Source organism: Shewanella polaris (assembly GCF_006385555.1).
Taxonomy (GTDB): domain Bacteria; phylum Pseudomonadota; class Gammaproteobacteria; order Enterobacterales; family Shewanellaceae; genus Shewanella; species Shewanella polaris.
In genome coordinates, this window is record NZ_CP041036.1 from 559952 (window position 1) to 576944 (window position 16993).

The window sequence follows — 16993 nt, forward strand, 5'->3', positions numbered from 1 at the left end:
TCACTTAAAGCGAATGGCATTTTTGTTGTGAGCAAATGATGCCTGTAAGTCTTGTAGAGTTTGGGAGGATTTTTATGACTTGTAAAATCCAATCACCACCTTCTTTTATTGTATAAACAAGTGTTTGTGTTTGACTTCGAAGCGCGTTAAATGTCAGTTACTCCGATTTTAAATCTAAGGATGAGGCGCGTTTTTGAAAGAGTTTTGGTTTATTCTTTATATCATCGATGACTATGGAAGGTTTCCCTATTCTAATTCGTTGCTCATTAGCCTAATTCACCAGTGCATCAAGTCGACATAGTTTGAAAACCCCCTAAAAACTCTGCTAACTTTGAATATTATTGCTAAAAAGGCGATGTTAGCAGGGTCACTTCAGGTTAAATGTTTCGAGTTCATTACTCTCTGGCCAGCTTTAGCCCTTGAAATGACCAGAGCTAAATACCAGAAAGCTAATGTTAATGACATTATGTTATTGATTTATATTAGGATAACAATCAATAATGTTATCTGAAGTGTTGAAGTGTTGAAGTGTTGAAGTGTTGAAGCGTTAGGGGTCACAAAAAAATTATTATTGATCGTAACTCGGCGAATATTTAAGTTATTTATATGTAGTTGTTTAAACTGTTACGTATGGAAAATGATAAAGTTCGAGTCGTTCCTGCATATTAGTTGGCACTTCAAATTTATAGGTATAAATAATGAACTTAGTTAGCTCTGATGATGTTATGTAGTATATAAATTAATTGAAACTAAGTTTGGTTAACACGTTGGTGTTGACGCTATAATTTAGCCTTAATTACATATTAATAATCTTTTATTAAATTCAATAGGTATTTATTCCTCACTAATATTTTACATATCAACATGAATATTTTAAAAATATAATTACGCTGACGGGGATATTTTTAACATTATTCGTTATAATAAAAACGATTCACATAGTTAATTATAGAGTGATTTGGTGAATGTTGAACATATCGCTGACTAGAACAGGTATCGAGTCCTGGATAACATGAGGCCCTATAATGTCCAACTTTCGAACTGAATTAGGGGAGGGTGGAATTGTGTCTTTGTTAAATCCACTATCACTTGGTAAACAAACCTTGTTTGGTTGAAAATTTGGTAGTGTAATACTATGATTTATATGAAATTAATTTATTTACTTTTAAAGGAGTAACATGAAAAAAATTATTATGTTAAGTTTTTTTATGACACTAAACGGATGCAGTGCAGATGAGACTGTAAAGTCAGCTGATACAGATAAAGTATTAACTAAACCTGTATTAGCAACTTTAGTTGTTGATGATACTAATAAATCTCATGATATGATTAATAATAGTGATGATTTTATTAAAACTAAACCTGAAAAAAATATGAATGGTATTAATTCATCTAAATATACAATTCAATTAAATAATCATAAGTTCACAGTGAAAGATTTAGTCTTAAAAATGAATCAGTCTGTTTATGATATGAATATTAATAGTTTTGCTATTGTTAAAGGTTCAATTGTTGTTATCTCATCTGTAGAACCCGAAAACTTAGCGGAAGATTTTGATATTAATAAAATTGCTAAAGACACTTATAAATTAACGATAAAATCTTCTGACCAAGATCTTTATTACTGGTATAAAAAATTATCTGGTGATTCTCAGTATAGTGTCGTTGAATTAGAGCTCGATTACAGCCCTAAGAATAGTCTTCAATCATATTAATTTTTCGTTTGAAACTGTATAGAAAGAAAAAGCCACAGTATTGATTACTGTGGCTTTTTCATGTTCAATTTACTAATTATTACTTACGGCGACGAAGCGCTGCTATTGGTAATAATAGTAATCCTAACCAACCCATTGAACCACCAGAACCAGGTTTTGGTTGTGCTACTTCTGCTGGTGTGCCATTCACTAGCACTGACATAGGTGTAACCACATCATCTACACCATCATTCACTGTTAACGAGAACTCTAATGTTTCAGAAGACGTGCTAATGGTTGGAGCTGTGAAGCTTACCGTTGCACTCTCTGCACCTGCTAACGTTACTGCTGTTCCAGATGTTTGAGACCACATATAGGTTAGCGTGTCGGTTGCATTTGCATCAACGGCAGTTGCAGAGAAACTAACCGTGTCACCTTGTTCAACTTCGGTTGCATTAGCTTCAATAGATACGCTTGGTAGTCTGTTGTCACATGCAAAAGTATCACCAGCGACTTGTTCGTGAAATACAGGAGTAGCAATGTTTGATAGTTTAATATTATCTACAATCCACCCAAACTCGTTACTATTAGTATCAGTTACCATGCGGAATCTAAAGCGTACTTCATTACCATTAAGTGCAGTGCCAAAGTTTACCGCTTCCATCCCACCAGGCCATGGACTAAAGCCTGTAAATGCTTCACGACCAGGAAGTAAATTTTCTAGTTCGCCAGAGTAACCATCACCTTCGAAGGTTCCCCCCATCTCTGTAACATCGGCCCAATCGCCACCGTTAACGCTGATTTCGACAACTCCACCATCCCAATTTTCTTCGATTTCGAAATATTGGAACCAGCTTACGACAAAATCACCCGCATAACCGACAGTGACAGCTTTTGTTTCGTAAGCAACATCAGATTCAAATCCATTGTTGTTAATACGAAGATATTGACTGCCTACATCAAAATAATCGATATATTGTGATTCTAAATTACCTGTGTTTATAGCTAAATCACCACCTGAGTAGATAGTTTCCACAAAGTCTTTAGCACCAGACTGATCTTCCATATCGCTGGTTGAACTATTACCGACTGGGGCTTTGGTATTAAAGTCCATATTAACAACTGTTGAGAACGAATATTCACTTGCTTGGACGTCTTCGGCTAAATCAGGGAATGAAATTTTAAATTCTAGAGTATCTGCTATAGCAGCTTCATTTAGTGTGAACTCAATAGGAGAGCTGGTTGCTTCTGCATATAAGCTGACAGCTTCAAATGTAATCTTCCCGTCATTTGCCAATGTCACATCTTGTCCGCTGGTGACCTCGACTAAAGCTTCAATTGATTCAAATGCTTCGCTGCCTTTGTTCATCACGGTAAAACTAACAGTACCTGTTTCACCTTTATCGATGATACCATCGCGAGAACAATACCCAACGGTCATACCTTCGTAATCAGTATCAAGTACACTCTTAGTTACAGCAAATGTTGCCAGTGTAGTTTCATATGATTCAACAACACCTTCATGTTTGGTGCTAGAACGTTCTGGTGACACTGCACCAAGTCCCATACCTCGACGAGCGAATGCGTTTAAGATAATTTGATAATCTTCAACATCATTAGCATATGCTGCCGCAAGAAGTGCATCTCTAGCTTCTGTATAAGTTGGTGCATTAGGTGTTAATTTATAGCCAGCAACTAAATAATCCATCATTAGGCTACGCGCTTCTTCAAACGTGTGGCGCTCATCATTAATTAAGCCAACATAGCTATCCCAAAGCATTGCGGCCCAAGGCTCACCTGCATCATGCACCTCTGCAGCACCATATTGATCTTCACTAGTGCCATTACCTAGCTCTACATTGGCAAATGTTAAAGGGTTAATTTCCATATCAGTACTATATGGATAGTTACGAATGCCTTCATAGAATGACGCTACGTAGGTAATTGCTGCATAGGGTTTTTGGAACATCTCATTACCAGCAATCATTGCGTCATCTGCTTCAGATATTAACAATAATGCGTGGAAATCGCCCCAACCTTCGCCCATTGATCGGCCTTGTTGGTTGCTAAGACCTGAACCATTGCCGATTAAACGATTACTAATATAATGTCCCCATTCATGAGCAACAATGGCGTTATCCCAAGAGCTTGCTTTGTATGGCTTGTTGTTAAACATAGAGATAGATACTGCTACATCTGCGTCTAATTGAGCATAAATCTTGTCACCGTCATCTTTTGATAATCCCATACTTGGGATTTTCACATCCTCATCAGTACCCCCCATAGGAGCAGGCTCAGTTGTACCTGAGTTATTAGCTATCAGTACAGCAATTGCACCCGCATCTTGTGCTGCAAGTGCTTTGTCTGTAAATGCACACACTCCGCGGTCAATAATAACAATCTTGCCCGCTAAGTCAGCAGGATTTGTTGCAGCAGTACAACCATCATTTAATGGTGCTGTATCATCTATTAAGCGAACAACATCACCAGCAACATCAAACTGACCTTGCCCAAAGCTTGCACGTTGTGTTGAGTCTAATAAACCGATACTCGCATCAGATGTAATAGTTACACCATAGTCTTCGCCGTTGACAGCATCTTTACTATCCCACAAATACATTTGCATACGAGGAGAACTACCATCTGCAGGAGTGCTCATGTTGGCATTGTTAAAGCCTGAGTTATCTTGAACTTCTGCTTTTATTGCATCACCTTCTTCCCCACCGCGATCGTAGTTAAGCGCTTGTGCATTACCTGATGCTTCATCAAATCCGTGATCGTAAAATACATCATGTAAGTAGTTGTTGATGTAAAACAAGTTTACAATTGCTGCTTTGCGATTATTGACAGAGCTTTCAAGTTCGTTAGTGTTGTACTTGTAATCAAAAGTCATTGCGGCAGTGGTTTCAGCTGTGTAGTCGCCATTCGTAAATCCATCCGGTGCGATAGCATCCACATAAGCAAAGACGTTATTTCCCGATGTTGTCATCGCATCTTCAGCGAGCCATGGATCTTCTGTACTGATAGGACCAGAGCTGATTGTAACCATTGGTGCATCTAGATAAGTAGTTGTATCAACTTGATCTTTACTTGTTGCCGGAACAACATTACCTAAAGGACCATCCCAAGGGACACCAGTCTCATCGGCATAAACTCGATAATTAAAGGCAGAGTCTTGCGCGGTTAAATTGTTTTTAAATAGTACTTCGTTTGTTTCGCTGTTAATGACGAAGCTGTAATATTCAGAATCAACCGTTTCAGCATCAGCTACTTCAAGTTCAACATAATATGATGGAACTAATTTACCTTTATGCTCAAAGAAGACTTTTTTAGTTCGCGGCGTTCCTTTGACGAATTTTTTGTCATCAGTATTTGTAACGGTAAAGTTGGTGTATTTAGAATTGGTGTCATTTTCTAATACTGAAAGGTCGTTACCACCCATCGCAGAAAATGCCGACTTTACGGCACTAGATGCAGATCCAAAATTTTCACTGATAAGTTGATTACTATTGGCCGAAGCGAATCGACCTGAAGAGGCTACTAAATTGTAATCTCTATCCATTAAAATATTCATGGATTGGTTAAATACTTCAACACCTTGATATTCTTGTTGATATTTCGCAATGAATGTACCAGAGCGGTTTTCGTGTACGCTAGCGAGTACAGGCTTTAGATTAGTATTTTTGTTAGTAGAAATGCCGGCAACTTGATTTAAATAAAAGTCAGCAGCAAAACTGAGTTTGTATTTAGCTTCTAAAGGTCCTACATCTGGTGTAATTCGATCATGCTTAGCCCATTGAAACGTAGTTTTACCCGTAACGCTATCTTGTTGGTCTTGTAGACCGCTGATAGAGCTCATTTGATTAACTTGGTTTTTTGCACTTGTTGGTTGAATAGAAACCTGATTGATAGTGTTATTGTTTTGGGCATATGCATTGCTAGTTAGTAATGCAGCCGAAATGGCTAGAGCTATTTTTGTCTTCACAACTTCTTCCTTGTTTTTAAAAACCACCCAATAATGTAGGGGCATCGCTTATGCGATGAATGTTGAGTGATGGTGTTTGAATTGTTTTTTGCTTTTATGTTGCACTCTACGGTGCGTCACAAACATTTTTAGCACAGGTAGTTAACAAAAGTAACACTAAAATTTAAAATAATTGCAATTAATTGTTAATAAGTATGTGCGGGTTTGTGACTTATGTCGTAAGAGATAGTGGTGGGCGTTTATAATTCTTAAGCGGATACTGAATTAGAGGGCTATTTAGCCCTCCATAGCTTAGGGTTTTACCGATCTTACGATGGGATTTTGTAGGCTAATAAGTGTTTCAGTGGACTGGATTTCATCAATAGATTGGATACGGTTAATCAACACATGCTGCAATCCATCGATAGATTGGCACATTACCTTTACAAATACTGAGTAATTGCCAGTGGTGTAATACGCTTCCACTACTTCTTCTAATTCATTTAACTTGGCAATAGCAGCTGGATAATCGCCTGCACTTTTTAAATTAATGCCGATAAAACAGCAAACATCATAACCGAGTGCTTTTGGATTCACAGTGATCTGCGCGCCAGTAATAATGCCGGCTTGTTTCATTTTTTCAACGCGAACGTGAATAGTGCCAGCACTCACACTAAAGCGTTTAGCTAATTCGGCAAAAGGTGTTCTGGCGTCTTGCATCAGTGCAGTAAGAATTTGATTATCTAAATCATCGCGTTGAAATGAGCTATCCACAATATTAAACCTACCAAACCAGTAATTGACCATAAATCTACGACTTTCATTGCATAATAGCTACTAAAATTAGCATGGCTATTAACAATGTTTAATTTTTCATTACTGTCCGATTATTGGGGTCATAAATGTGGCTGGAGATTCAAAGTGCATTGCTTGTTGTGAGTATGGGTGCGTTATCGATAATGCCGCTGCATGTAATAACAATCGCGGTGATAAACTTTTTGCTAAAGGGTCAGCATAAAATCCATCACCAAGGATAGGGTGCCCTAACGCCATCATGTGGACTCGGAGCTGATGTGAACGTCCAGTAATTGGAGTGAGTTTAACTAGCGTTGATTTAGAACCATAACTAACCACTTCAATTAATGTCACCGAAGGTTTGCCTACAGTATGGTCGACTTTTTGTTTAGGTCTATTTGGCCAATCGCAAATCAGGGGTAAATCGACTTTTGATACGGTTGATTTCATATGACCTGCTACGCGAGCAAAATAGGTTTTAGCGGTTTCACGCTCACGAAATTGGCGTTTTAATTCCCGCTCAGCATTGCGCCTTAACGCGACCACAATAACCCCTGATGTCGCCATGTCTAAACGATGCACTATTTGTGCATTAGGGTGCTGAGCTAATACTCGAGAATAGATACTGTCATGGTAAATGGCTTCCCTTCCAGGGACCGACAGTAATCCTGATGGCTTATTGAGTACAATAATATCTTTGTCTTGATACAAAATATCAAGCCAAGGAGTGGTCGGTGGGTTGTAAATAAAATCAGCCATGGTTACTTTCGTGTGTCAATTTGCGGCAACGATACCGCTAGGGATAACGATGTGCAAGTGTTGGTATATGCTCTTAAGAGAAAGCGTGGCCGTTGACGTGCATTATGGTGAATGTCCACACCACAAACGCGAGAGGAATATGGACCAATGCATAAAAGCATTGGTCAAGGCGACTCATACCTTTAGCGATTAAAATTAAATATAAATGTACCCCTATGGCGGCAGGGAATAAGCAAAGTAACGGGTATAAAGCAAAAGGACTTGCGTCTACAAATATAGCGTGACTTAGAATGGCCCAAATAACCATAAATCCAGTGGTTATAGGGGGTAATGCAACGCGATATTGTTCTGGGTAAGGGAACATCCAATATCCTTAAAATCATCTACTAAGGCATGTTAGCCTTTTACTTCTTTTCGGCTTTGAATCACTTTACGATGTACTACAGAGTAATGGCGTAATCCAGCCGGTCCGTGGGACACCATAACAGATAATAAAATAATAAAGATGACTAATTCAGAGTTATATTCACTTATTTGAATAAATGAACCTAATAATATGACTTTTAATAGAGTGAGTACGCCCTTTAGTTGGATAAGCCAGCGCCAGTCTCGCACTATCTCCCAACTCATCAATAGCACCCCTGAACATATTGCTATAATCCAATAATTTAACCAAATAGACATGTCTAGGTTAAAGATAATACCACCACCACTGCCGACAACACCGATAATATGTAATGCTCTAAGTGAGGTTTTGCTTAGTCGTTCAATCCAAAATCGACGGGTTGATACCGATGATTGCTTTTGATTATTCATACTTTTACTCGTCGATGGAATTACATTAAATTAACAATTTTAGTGTGTGCAAACAGTGATGTGTACAACAGTTTTTCTTTATTTATACCTTCGACAATATTGATTAGGCATTGAGTAATGTTCACGCTATATGATATCAAAGATCTTTATTGAAGAGTTTTGCTTATCGTTTATTCTTTAGGGTTGCTTTATTTTTTTAGCCACGAGAGGTGATAATCTGCTAATCAACACACCAGCCAAATTTGTGTTTGCTTTGGCAATATTGGGTTTTATCACAAAGATAGTACATGTCACTATAAAAATGTCATTTAAGCTCAATATTTAAGATGATTTGAGTTCTTTATAGTGATGTATTTTAGTCAAAAGGCTTATTTTTTATCATCCAAGTAATCTATCTAAATAGGTATTGATCAGAATCAAATTAGATCGAAATTTCATCTTCATCCAAGGTGATATTGGCGACAATATCTGTTAATTCACATACAATTAATCTATATACGGGCTGATCATGATGATTTGCTCATCAATCCGTTATTAACAAATTTGGATACTTATGAAAATTGGATTTTTTAGCGCAAAGCCTTATGACATCCGTCACTTTAATCGTATGAATGAAAGCTTTAATGCTGGTATTGAATACTTTGATTATCGCCTTTGCATGCAAAACGTAAAACTAGCCGAAGGTTATGAAATTGTCTGTGCATTCGTAAATGACTCCTTATGTGAAGAGGTGTTAGTCGAGCTCGCAAAAGGCGGGACAAAAATTATTGCCATGCGTTGTGCTGGTTTTAATAATGTCGACTTAGTTGCCGCAAAACGGTTAGGGTTAAAAGTGGTGAATGTGCCCGCTTACTCGCCAGAATCAGTTGCTGAACATACCGTGGCTTTAATGTTAACGCTTAATCGTAAAATTCATAAAGCGTATCAACGTACTCGTGACGCCAATTTTTCATTAACAGGGTTAGTTGGCTTTAACATGTTTGGTAAAACAGTGGGGGTGATAGGTACAGGTAAAATTGGCTTGGCAACCATTAAAATTCTATTAGGTTTTGGCTGTAAAGTGCTCGCGTATGATCCTTATCCAAACAAAGCGGTTATTGATCTTGGCATTGAATATGTTTCATTGGAGACTATGTATCCTCAATGCGACATCATTAGCTTACATTGCCCGCAAACCAAAGATAACCAACATTTACTCAATCAAATCAGCTTTCATAAAATGAAGCCTGGCGTGATGGTAATTAATACCAGTCGAGGTGGATTATTAAATGCATTTGATGCCATGGAAGCGTTGAAAGACGGCCAAATTGGTTCATTAGGTTTAGACGTGTATGAAAATGAAAAAGGGTTATTTTTCGAAGATAAATCAAATGAAATTATTCAAGATGATGTTTTCCGTCGCTTGTCAGCTTGTCACAATGTAATTTTTACTGGTCACCAAGCCTTTTTAACGGAAGAAGCGTTAAACGCAATTGCCTTGACCACATTAACTAATGTAACTCAATTGACTACTGGGCAAGCTTGTAAAAATGAACTAATTTAAATCATATATATTGAGACGGGTGCTTATGCACAAACAATCGCTACACTATGGTCTAACTTAAAAAGTTTGAGATTTAGTGAAACATAAATGGAATATTATGATTACAACAACTGAGATCCACGATGTTAAAACGGCCACAGGCTTAATGCGAACCACGCTTTATCGTCCGGATATTAGAGGTCAATTTGCAACAATCATTTTTTACTCAGAAATATTCCAGCAAACCGCACCAATAGCTCGTTCAGCTGCTATTTTAGCAAGCCATGGCTTTGTAGTATTAGTGCCAGAAGTGTTTCATGAACTCAATCCTATCGGCACCGTGTTGGCGTATGATGATGCAGGTAAAGATAAAGGAAATGCCGACAAGTGGGCTAAGCCTTTAGAGCATCATGACAGTGATACTTGCGCGTTAGTTGATTTTGCTCGTGCACAGCCATTTTGCAGTGATAAATTAGGTGCAATGGGTGTATGTATTGGTGGGCATTTAGCTTATCGAGCGGCACTTAATCCAGACATTAGTGGCGCTTTTTGTTTATATCCCACAGATATTCATTCAAATACTTTACCTTGTGATGTAGGTAATGACTCTCTTACTTGTACTAATGATATGAAAAGTGAATTAGTGATGGTATTTGGCAAACAAGACCCACATGTCAGCAAAGAAGGACGTCAACTTATTTACCAAAAGCTTGAACAGGCCAATGCAAACTTTACTTGGCTTGAGGTGAATGCTCAGCATGCGTTTATGCGAGATGAAGGTGAACGTTACGATGCCGCTTTAGCCTTGCAAATGTATTTACAGGCGGTGGCATTTTTTCATCGGGTACTTAATTGATTCTTACAACCAAGATGGATCTCCAAAGGCGCATGTTGCGCCTTTTTTATGCCTAAAACCCGTTAACTTAATGGCTTATGCTTGCTATTTATATTAGCTATTTTACATTAGCTATTACGTTTAGGTATTACACGTCTTACAAGTGGCTTTTTCTTTAACGGTTGGTCATTAGATAGTTTGACCACGCCTTTTTGTAATAAAAGGCTGTTTGGGTATGTCATCACGTCACCAGACTCGCGTTTAATTAAAATGTGAAATAATGCGATTTCAACAATCACTCCAGACATATCCTCGTCTTTTTCGACAATTCTAATTCGGTCACCAATGCGATACGGGAAGACAAAAAAGATCAACACTCCAGCAGTAATATTACTGAGAATTGACCATTGGGCGAACAAGGCCACACCTAATACGGCAAAAGCAGATGATACAAATAGTGAGACGTCTTGGTAACCTAACCCCAGTGATACAGCCATAAGCGACAGCGTAACAAAAAACATAAAGTAAGAAATAAGCCGAGTGACTAAACGACTGCGTACCTCGTTAACTTGCTTTTTTTGCGCATGCAGTTTTATCCAATTTTTGACTTGGCGCTGTGCAAATAAGAATACCGCTAAATATAAAACACACATCAGCAACTGATAAAACATGTTAATTCCCTGCCAGATAATGAATAGAAATAATCGAGTCGATAGCGCTAATTGGTGTAATTACGCCCAGACTTGATACTTTCATTTGGGGTACAATACGGTTTTGTTGTTGGTTAACTTAATTAGCCAAGCCTCCCCGTAGAGTAAAGTATGTCCGATTATAAAGTATTGCATGTCGACAGTGATAGTGTTGGTGATTTTTGTGTGCTCGACGATGGTGATTTTAGACTATTGTCCTTTGGTGATAACGACGAGCAAAGCAAAATGTATAAAGCACAACCGCACGTGCCACAACATACTTATGTTCAAGCCATGCTTGCGGTATTGTTATTTACTCAACCCAAAAGTGTGATTATTTTAGGTTTAGGTGGCGGAGCATTAGTACATTCACTTCGGCATGTTGATGCTGCGATTAAAATTACCGCAGTTGAATTACGTGAACGCGTAATAGAAGTTGCCAAACGGTTCTTTCAATTACCCTTGAGTAAAAAGCTGAACATAGTTCATCAAGATGCCAATGAATTTTTACAACGTGCAGAGCACAAAAAAGTCGATGTGATTTTTGCCGATATATACAGCAACAAAGGTGTAGACAAGCAGCAGTTATCGACATTATTTATTGGTCAAGCAAAGCAACTGCTTAAAGCTGATGGTTTTTTAGTGCTTAATTGTTGGAAAGAACACAGTCGCGATATACAACTTCGAGACACACTTTATAGCCACTTTACTCATGTTTATGCTTGTTTAACCGGAGGCGGTAACTGGGTTGTTTATGCCACCAATGGCATTAATAGCTTTGGCGCGGCTAACAATAAACAAGCATTACAAGCGTTATCGCAAAAGCTAGATACCAATATTAGCCGTGTATTAACGCGGTTTGGTGCTTGGGAATAGCCTTAATGAGTTAATCCGATTACTCGATGTATGAGGCAGGCTTAAGGCCGGCGTTCGGTTAAATCGATTAACAATTAGGTTAATATAAAAAAACGATTAGGATGATAGTTTTTATCCGTTATACTTAATGTCACTCCATCGCTATTATGATTCACATCAGATGACGAACACATTGTTCAACATCACCGACACCATATTGGTTTCGGGTTAAACGTTAATCTTAATCTCAATGGAGCATGACATGACACAATCTATCATCAACAGCACTATCAAGCCATTCAAAGCAACTGCATTTCACAACGGTGCATTCGTTGAAGTTACCGAGCAAGACTTATTAGGTAAGTGGTCAGTAGTCTTTTTCTACCCAGCAGACTTCACTTTTGTTTGTCCTACTGAATTAGGCGACATGGCTGATCATTACGAAAAGTTACAAGCAATGGGTGTTGAAGTGTACTCAGTATCAACTGACACGCATTTTACACACAAAGCTTGGCATTCAAGTTCAGACACTATCAGCAAAATCACTTATCCAATGATTGGTGACCCAACTGGCGCAATCACTCGTAACTTCGGTGTGATGATTGAAGAAGACGGTTTAGCACTTCGTGGAACTTTCGTGATGAACCCTGAAGGCGAAGTTAAAGTTGCTGAAATCCATGACTTAGGTATTGGCCGTAGCGCTTCAGAACTTGTTCGTAAAATTCAAGCTGCACAATATGTTGCCACACACGATGGTGAAGTATGTCCAGCTAAATGGCAACCAGGTGAAGAAACTCTCGCTCCTTCAATTGACCTAGTCGGTAAAATCTAACCACTAAGCTCACCCTTAGGTTAGTAATATCATCTCCAGTTGGTCGGTGCTCCCCCTGCACCGACTAACACTTCCCACACTTATTCACCATTTTCCCTATTAGGAGTTGTTATGTTAGATGCGAATGTAAAAAATCAACTGAAAACCTATCTGCAAAACCTCAAGCGCCCAGTTGAACTTGTCGTATCTGCAGATGACTCAAACAAAGGCAAAGAACTAACCAGCCTAGCCCAAGACATTGTTGACTCATCAGACTTAGTGTCAGTTACGTATCAACAAGACCAGCGTACACCAAGCATGAGTGTGATTAACCCTCAAGCTGCAACCAACATTACCTTTGCTGGATTGCCAATGGGCCATGAATTTACCTCACTAGTGCTTGCGCTATTACACAGCGGCGGACATCCGATTAAGTTGGATGCGGATATCATTGAACAAATCCGTCAATTGCCTGGTGAATTCCATTTTGAAACTTATATTTCGTTAAGTTGCCAAACCTGTCCTGAAGTTATCCAAGCACTGAATATGATGGCAGCTATTAACCCCAATATTACTAACGTGATGATAGACGGTGCGCTTTTCCAACAGGAAGTGAGCGATCGCAACATCATGTCAGTTCCATCAGTATTTTTAAATGGCGAAGCCTTCTCTGTAGGTGCTATTAGCGTTGTTGAAGTACTGAATAAATTAGATAAAAATGCCGCGGGCAGACAAGCCGAGCAATTAAACCAAAAGTCAGTTTTTGATATGTTAGTGGTTGGTGGTGGCCCAGCAGGCGCTGCAGCGGCAATTTACTCTGCCCGTAAGGGCTTAAATACCGGTATTGTGGCCGATAAGTTTGGCGGTCAAGTTGCTGAAACTGTCGGTATTGAAAACTTTATCTCAGTGTCTAAAACCGAAGGCCCTAAATTGGTGGCCAATTTAGAAGCCCACGTTAACGATTATGACGTCGACATTATGCAAAACCAGCGCGCTCTGAGTCTCGCTAAAAATGGTCTGTTTGATGTGACCTTGGAAAGTGGAGCCACATTAAGCAGTAAAACGATAGTATTAGCCACAGGTGCACGTTGGAGAGAAATGAACGTCCCTGGTGAGCAAGAGTATCGCGGTAAAGGCGTAGCATATTGCCCGCACTGTGATGGGCCACTATTTAAAGGCAAACGCGTAGCGGTAATTGGCGGCGGTAATTCAGGTATTGAAGCCGCTATCGATCTTGCAAACATTGTTGAACACGTTACTGTACTTGAGTTTGATAGTAAGTTACGTGCTGACGAAGTATTACAGCGAAAAGCTAAATCAATGGGTAATATCACTATTATTACTCAAGCTATGACCACAGAAGTTCAAGGTGACGGTACACGTGTTACTAGCTTAACTTACACCGATCGTGCAACAGGCGACAATCATAAAGTTGAGTTAGCAGGTATCTTTGTGCAAATTGGTTTAGTACCAAATACCGAGTGGTTAAAAGGGGTTGTTGATATGACTCCTCGCGGCGAAATCATTGTCGATGAACGAGGCCAAACTTCTATCCCTGGCGTATTTGCAGCTGGTGATGTAACAAATACTCCGTTTAAGCAAATTATTATTGCTATGGGGAGCGGTGCAACGGCATCATTGGGGGCGTTTGATTACTTAATCAGACACTCAGAAGAGACTGATGTAAAAGCTGCGTAAGAATTGTAAGACTCGTTATATTAGAGTTTTTGTAAACTCACCGAATAAAAATAGTCTGCATTTTGCCGGCTATTTTTTGTATATTTATCAGGGCCAGCTTTTGTTTCGTGGTTAAAATCCGTTCGATATAAATAGTTTGGTTTTTTATATAATAAAATGGACTAAAGCGTTATAGAAGAAGCCTCTAAATACGCTATTAATTTGCAACAAAGCGATTCAACAAAATAAATTAAAGACCGTTTAACAGAACTCTTTGGGTAGCGCTTGTGACGTATTTATATTTCGTTATAAATATCTTATGTAGGATCGCGCTGCATGTCATAAGCTCTGTCTTGCATGAAATCCCACACTCTGCACCTCAAAAATCATCTTGAAAGATAAGCGAGCCCTAGTAACTTTTCACCGCATGGATTAGCAGTTTATCAATAACTGATAAAGAAACTAATACATTAGAAAAATTTCAAGTATATTCAACTTAGGTCGATAGCCTTTATATACATAAATGATGGATAGTCATTTATGTATAAGCTTTGTCTCGTTAGATAGTATTTTGATAACACTTAATATGGTGAATTGGCTAAAGATTGATGTTAAACGGTATCCGTTGCAACACAATAACAACCTCAAGGATTGAGATTAGACATCAGGGTTCTCCATAGCAATATCTAAGTAGCTGGTTGAAAAGCTCTATATTTGTTTTATTTTCATTGAATTACCGCTTGGGAGCGCACTATGAATTGGTTTAGTAACATGTCAATCTTTAAAAAAGTAGGATTGATTTTTGTTTTGTCAGTCATTATTTTTGCGGTGAATCTTGCAATCAGCACAGTTGCAATTAACAAAAACCGCAACACTTTGTCTTTTATGGAAACTCAAGTGGCGCAACGAGTTGAACTTGCAAATCAAAACGTTATTTATGTGCAGCGTTTAGATGAACTATATACTCAGTCAGTATCCTTTGCTGATGAAGATTTGCTCGAGAATGCTCATAAAACTTTCTCTTCACTGAATAATAATTTAACCAACTTACTCGCTATCGATCAGTTAGAAACTTCAGCTTTATCGCTATTATCTAAGAGCCTCCATGAATACAATACCATGACAGCATCGCTCGCTAAAGGGATGTTAGATGGCACTATTGATATGGCTGATGTAGGGAAAATTAGTCAGAAGAAAGCCAAAGTTTTTGATCAATTAACGAAAGGGATCACGGCTTATAAAGCAGATAAAGTAAATGAATTTAGTTCGACAATTAAAGAAGCTAGCGATCGCTCTGAACAAAGTTTATATCTGACATTAAGCATTGGGCTTTCATTGCTTGTATTAATGGCTATTGTCACCATTTCAATTGCCAAAGCCATTAGTGGTTCTGCTGGTGATGTAGCCAGTTCGCTTGGTGAATTAGCTGACGGTAAAGGTAACTTACGTCACCAACTTACTGTCGCTGGTACTGATGAACTCGGACAAGTTTCGAGTAATTTTAACCGTTTTTTACGTTTACTTGCAGATTCGATTGAGCGTGTGGTGAGTGTAACCAGTCCGCTATTAGACAGTGCATCATCGTTAAAAGAACGAATGACGTTAGCGACGAAGGCCACTAAGCAACAAAGCCACGATGCTAAAGCCGTGCATATGTCGATGGAAGAAATGCGCCACTCGGTAAATGATATTTCACATAGTGCTCAGCAAGCTGCAGAGGCTGCACAAGTTGCTGAGCGAGAAGCTACTGAGGGTTTGGCTGTAGTACAACGTACAGTGAGAATTTCACAAGAACTTAACTCAGGTATTGAGCTGGCATCGAACTCAATTCATGAGTTAGCCAAAGACACCGAAAGTGTTGGCTCCATTTTGAATGTGATTACCTCTATTGCAGATCAAACAAATTTATTGGCGTTAAATGCCGCCATTGAAGCAGCTAGAGCGGGTGAGCATGGGCGAGGATTCGCCGTTGTTGCTGATGAAGTACGTGCTTTGGCGTCTAAAACAGCGGATGCCACAAGTGAAATTCGTGGTGTACTCGACAAACTGAAAGTTGCGGCAGAATCATCAGTCAGCACCATGGATGTTGCTATCACTAAATCATCTGAAAATGAGCGTTATGCAAAAGATACCGGAGAGGTATTAAGTTCAATTCAGTCAAAAATTGTCAGTATTAATAGCATGAATACTCATATAGCTTCTGCTACTGAGCAGCAATCTATGGTTGCTGCTAGTGTTGCTAATAATGTGGCCGAAATGAATGCTTCATTCGAGCAAACGCTCAGTATTCTTGCAGAAGTACAGGATATATCAGAAGGACTAGATGGTTTTGCTAATGAGCTTAGCCATGCTACTTCACAATTTAAATTATAATATTGTCCCTAATTCCGCACGATAATTAAAAGCAGAGAGAAATCTCTGCTTTTTTGTTTATGTTCTAGTCTAAAATCTTCTATTTAGTTGTGTCACTTGGTTATATTTATTGCATTTAAACAGTTTAGAGATATTGGCTGCATTGTTAGACGCCATTTTTGAATTATTTAGCGTATTATAAAGCCAATTTTTGTGGGTGAAAA

Annotated in this window: 13 protein-coding genes and 1 pseudogene; 7 read left to right on the plus strand and 7 right to left on the minus strand. The window is 38.7% G+C overall.

Annotation, left to right across the window (positions count from 1 at the left end):
* Nucleotides 1–50: 50 nt before the first annotated feature.
* A pseudogene (locus FH971_RS20680) lies at nt 51–217 on the minus strand (ISAs1-like element ISSpu13 family transposase); the annotation flags it as partial.
* 961 nt (nt 218–1178) lie between these two features.
* Between FH971_RS20680 and FH971_RS02455 the strand changes: the two are divergent.
* Complete coding sequence (locus tag FH971_RS02455) at nt 1179–1715, plus strand: hypothetical protein (protein ID WP_140233218.1); 537 nt, start codon at nt 1179–1181, stop codon at nt 1713–1715.
* Nucleotides 1716–1794: 79 nt separating this feature from the next.
* Here FH971_RS02455 and FH971_RS02460 read toward each other — a convergent pair whose 3' ends face one another.
* From FH971_RS02460 to FH971_RS02480, 5 genes are all read right to left on the minus strand, one after another.
* On the minus strand, nt 1795–5679 hold the full coding sequence (locus FH971_RS02460; protein ID WP_140233219.1) for a rhombosortase-dependent M36 family metallopeptidase: 3885 nt from the start codon (nt 5677–5679) through the stop codon (nt 1795–1797).
* A 291-nt stretch (nt 5680–5970) separates the two neighbouring features.
* Nucleotides 5971–6432, minus strand: coding sequence for a transcriptional regulator AsnC (gene asnC / locus FH971_RS02465; RefSeq protein WP_137223212.1), 462 nt, complete (start codon nt 6430–6432; stop codon nt 5971–5973).
* 102 nt (nt 6433–6534) lie between these two features.
* A complete protein-coding gene (rluA, locus tag FH971_RS02470) occupies nt 6535–7212 on the minus strand; it encodes a bifunctional tRNA pseudouridine(32) synthase/23S rRNA pseudouridine(746) synthase RluA (RefSeq protein ID WP_137223210.1) in 678 nt (225 codons plus the stop codon).
* Nucleotides 7213–7285: 73 nt separating this feature from the next.
* Nucleotides 7286–7576: a hypothetical protein gene (locus FH971_RS02475; RefSeq protein ID WP_137223208.1), complete on the minus strand. Its 291-nt coding sequence runs from the start codon at nt 7574–7576 to the stop codon at nt 7286–7288.
* Between the two features lie 32 nt (nt 7577–7608).
* Nucleotides 7609–8028, minus strand: coding sequence for a hypothetical protein (locus tag FH971_RS02480; RefSeq protein WP_137223206.1), 420 nt, complete (start codon nt 8026–8028; stop codon nt 7609–7611).
* Between the two features lie 553 nt (nt 8029–8581).
* Between FH971_RS02480 and FH971_RS02485 the strand changes: the two genes are divergently transcribed.
* Nucleotides 8582–9571, plus strand: coding sequence for a 2-hydroxyacid dehydrogenase (locus FH971_RS02485; protein ID WP_140233220.1), 990 nt, complete (start codon nt 8582–8584; stop codon nt 9569–9571).
* Between the two features lie 97 nt (nt 9572–9668).
* Nucleotides 9669–10406, plus strand: a complete 738-nt coding sequence (locus FH971_RS02490) for a dienelactone hydrolase family protein (protein ID WP_140233221.1) — start codon at nt 9669–9671, stop codon at nt 10404–10406.
* Nucleotides 10407–10513: 107 nt separating this feature from the next.
* Here FH971_RS02490 and FH971_RS02495 read toward each other — a convergent pair whose 3' ends face one another.
* Nucleotides 10514–11056, minus strand: coding sequence for a mechanosensitive ion channel domain-containing protein (locus tag FH971_RS02495; RefSeq protein WP_140233222.1), 543 nt, complete (start codon nt 11054–11056; stop codon nt 10514–10516).
* Nucleotides 11057–11206: 150 nt separating this feature from the next.
* On the opposite strand from FH971_RS02495, the gene FH971_RS02500 reads away from it, so the two are divergent.
* From FH971_RS02500 to FH971_RS02515, 4 genes are all read left to right on the plus strand, one after another.
* The gene (locus tag FH971_RS02500; protein WP_140233223.1) at nt 11207–11950 is read left to right on the plus strand and encodes a spermidine synthase; all 744 of its coding nucleotides are present in this window, start codon (nt 11207–11209) and stop codon (nt 11948–11950) included.
* A 241-nt stretch (nt 11951–12191) separates the two neighbouring features.
* On the plus strand, nt 12192–12761 hold the full coding sequence (gene ahpC, locus FH971_RS02505; protein WP_140233224.1) for an alkyl hydroperoxide reductase subunit C: 570 nt from the start codon (nt 12192–12194) through the stop codon (nt 12759–12761).
* A gap of 111 nt (nt 12762–12872) precedes the next feature.
* Nucleotides 12873–14438: an alkyl hydroperoxide reductase subunit F gene (gene ahpF, locus FH971_RS02510; protein WP_140233225.1), complete on the plus strand. Its 1566-nt coding sequence runs from the start codon at nt 12873–12875 to the stop codon at nt 14436–14438.
* 732 nt (nt 14439–15170) lie between these two features.
* Complete coding sequence (locus FH971_RS02515; protein ID WP_140233226.1) at nt 15171–16790, plus strand: methyl-accepting chemotaxis protein; 1620 nt, start codon at nt 15171–15173, stop codon at nt 16788–16790.
* Nucleotides 16791–16993 lie beyond the last annotated feature (203 nt).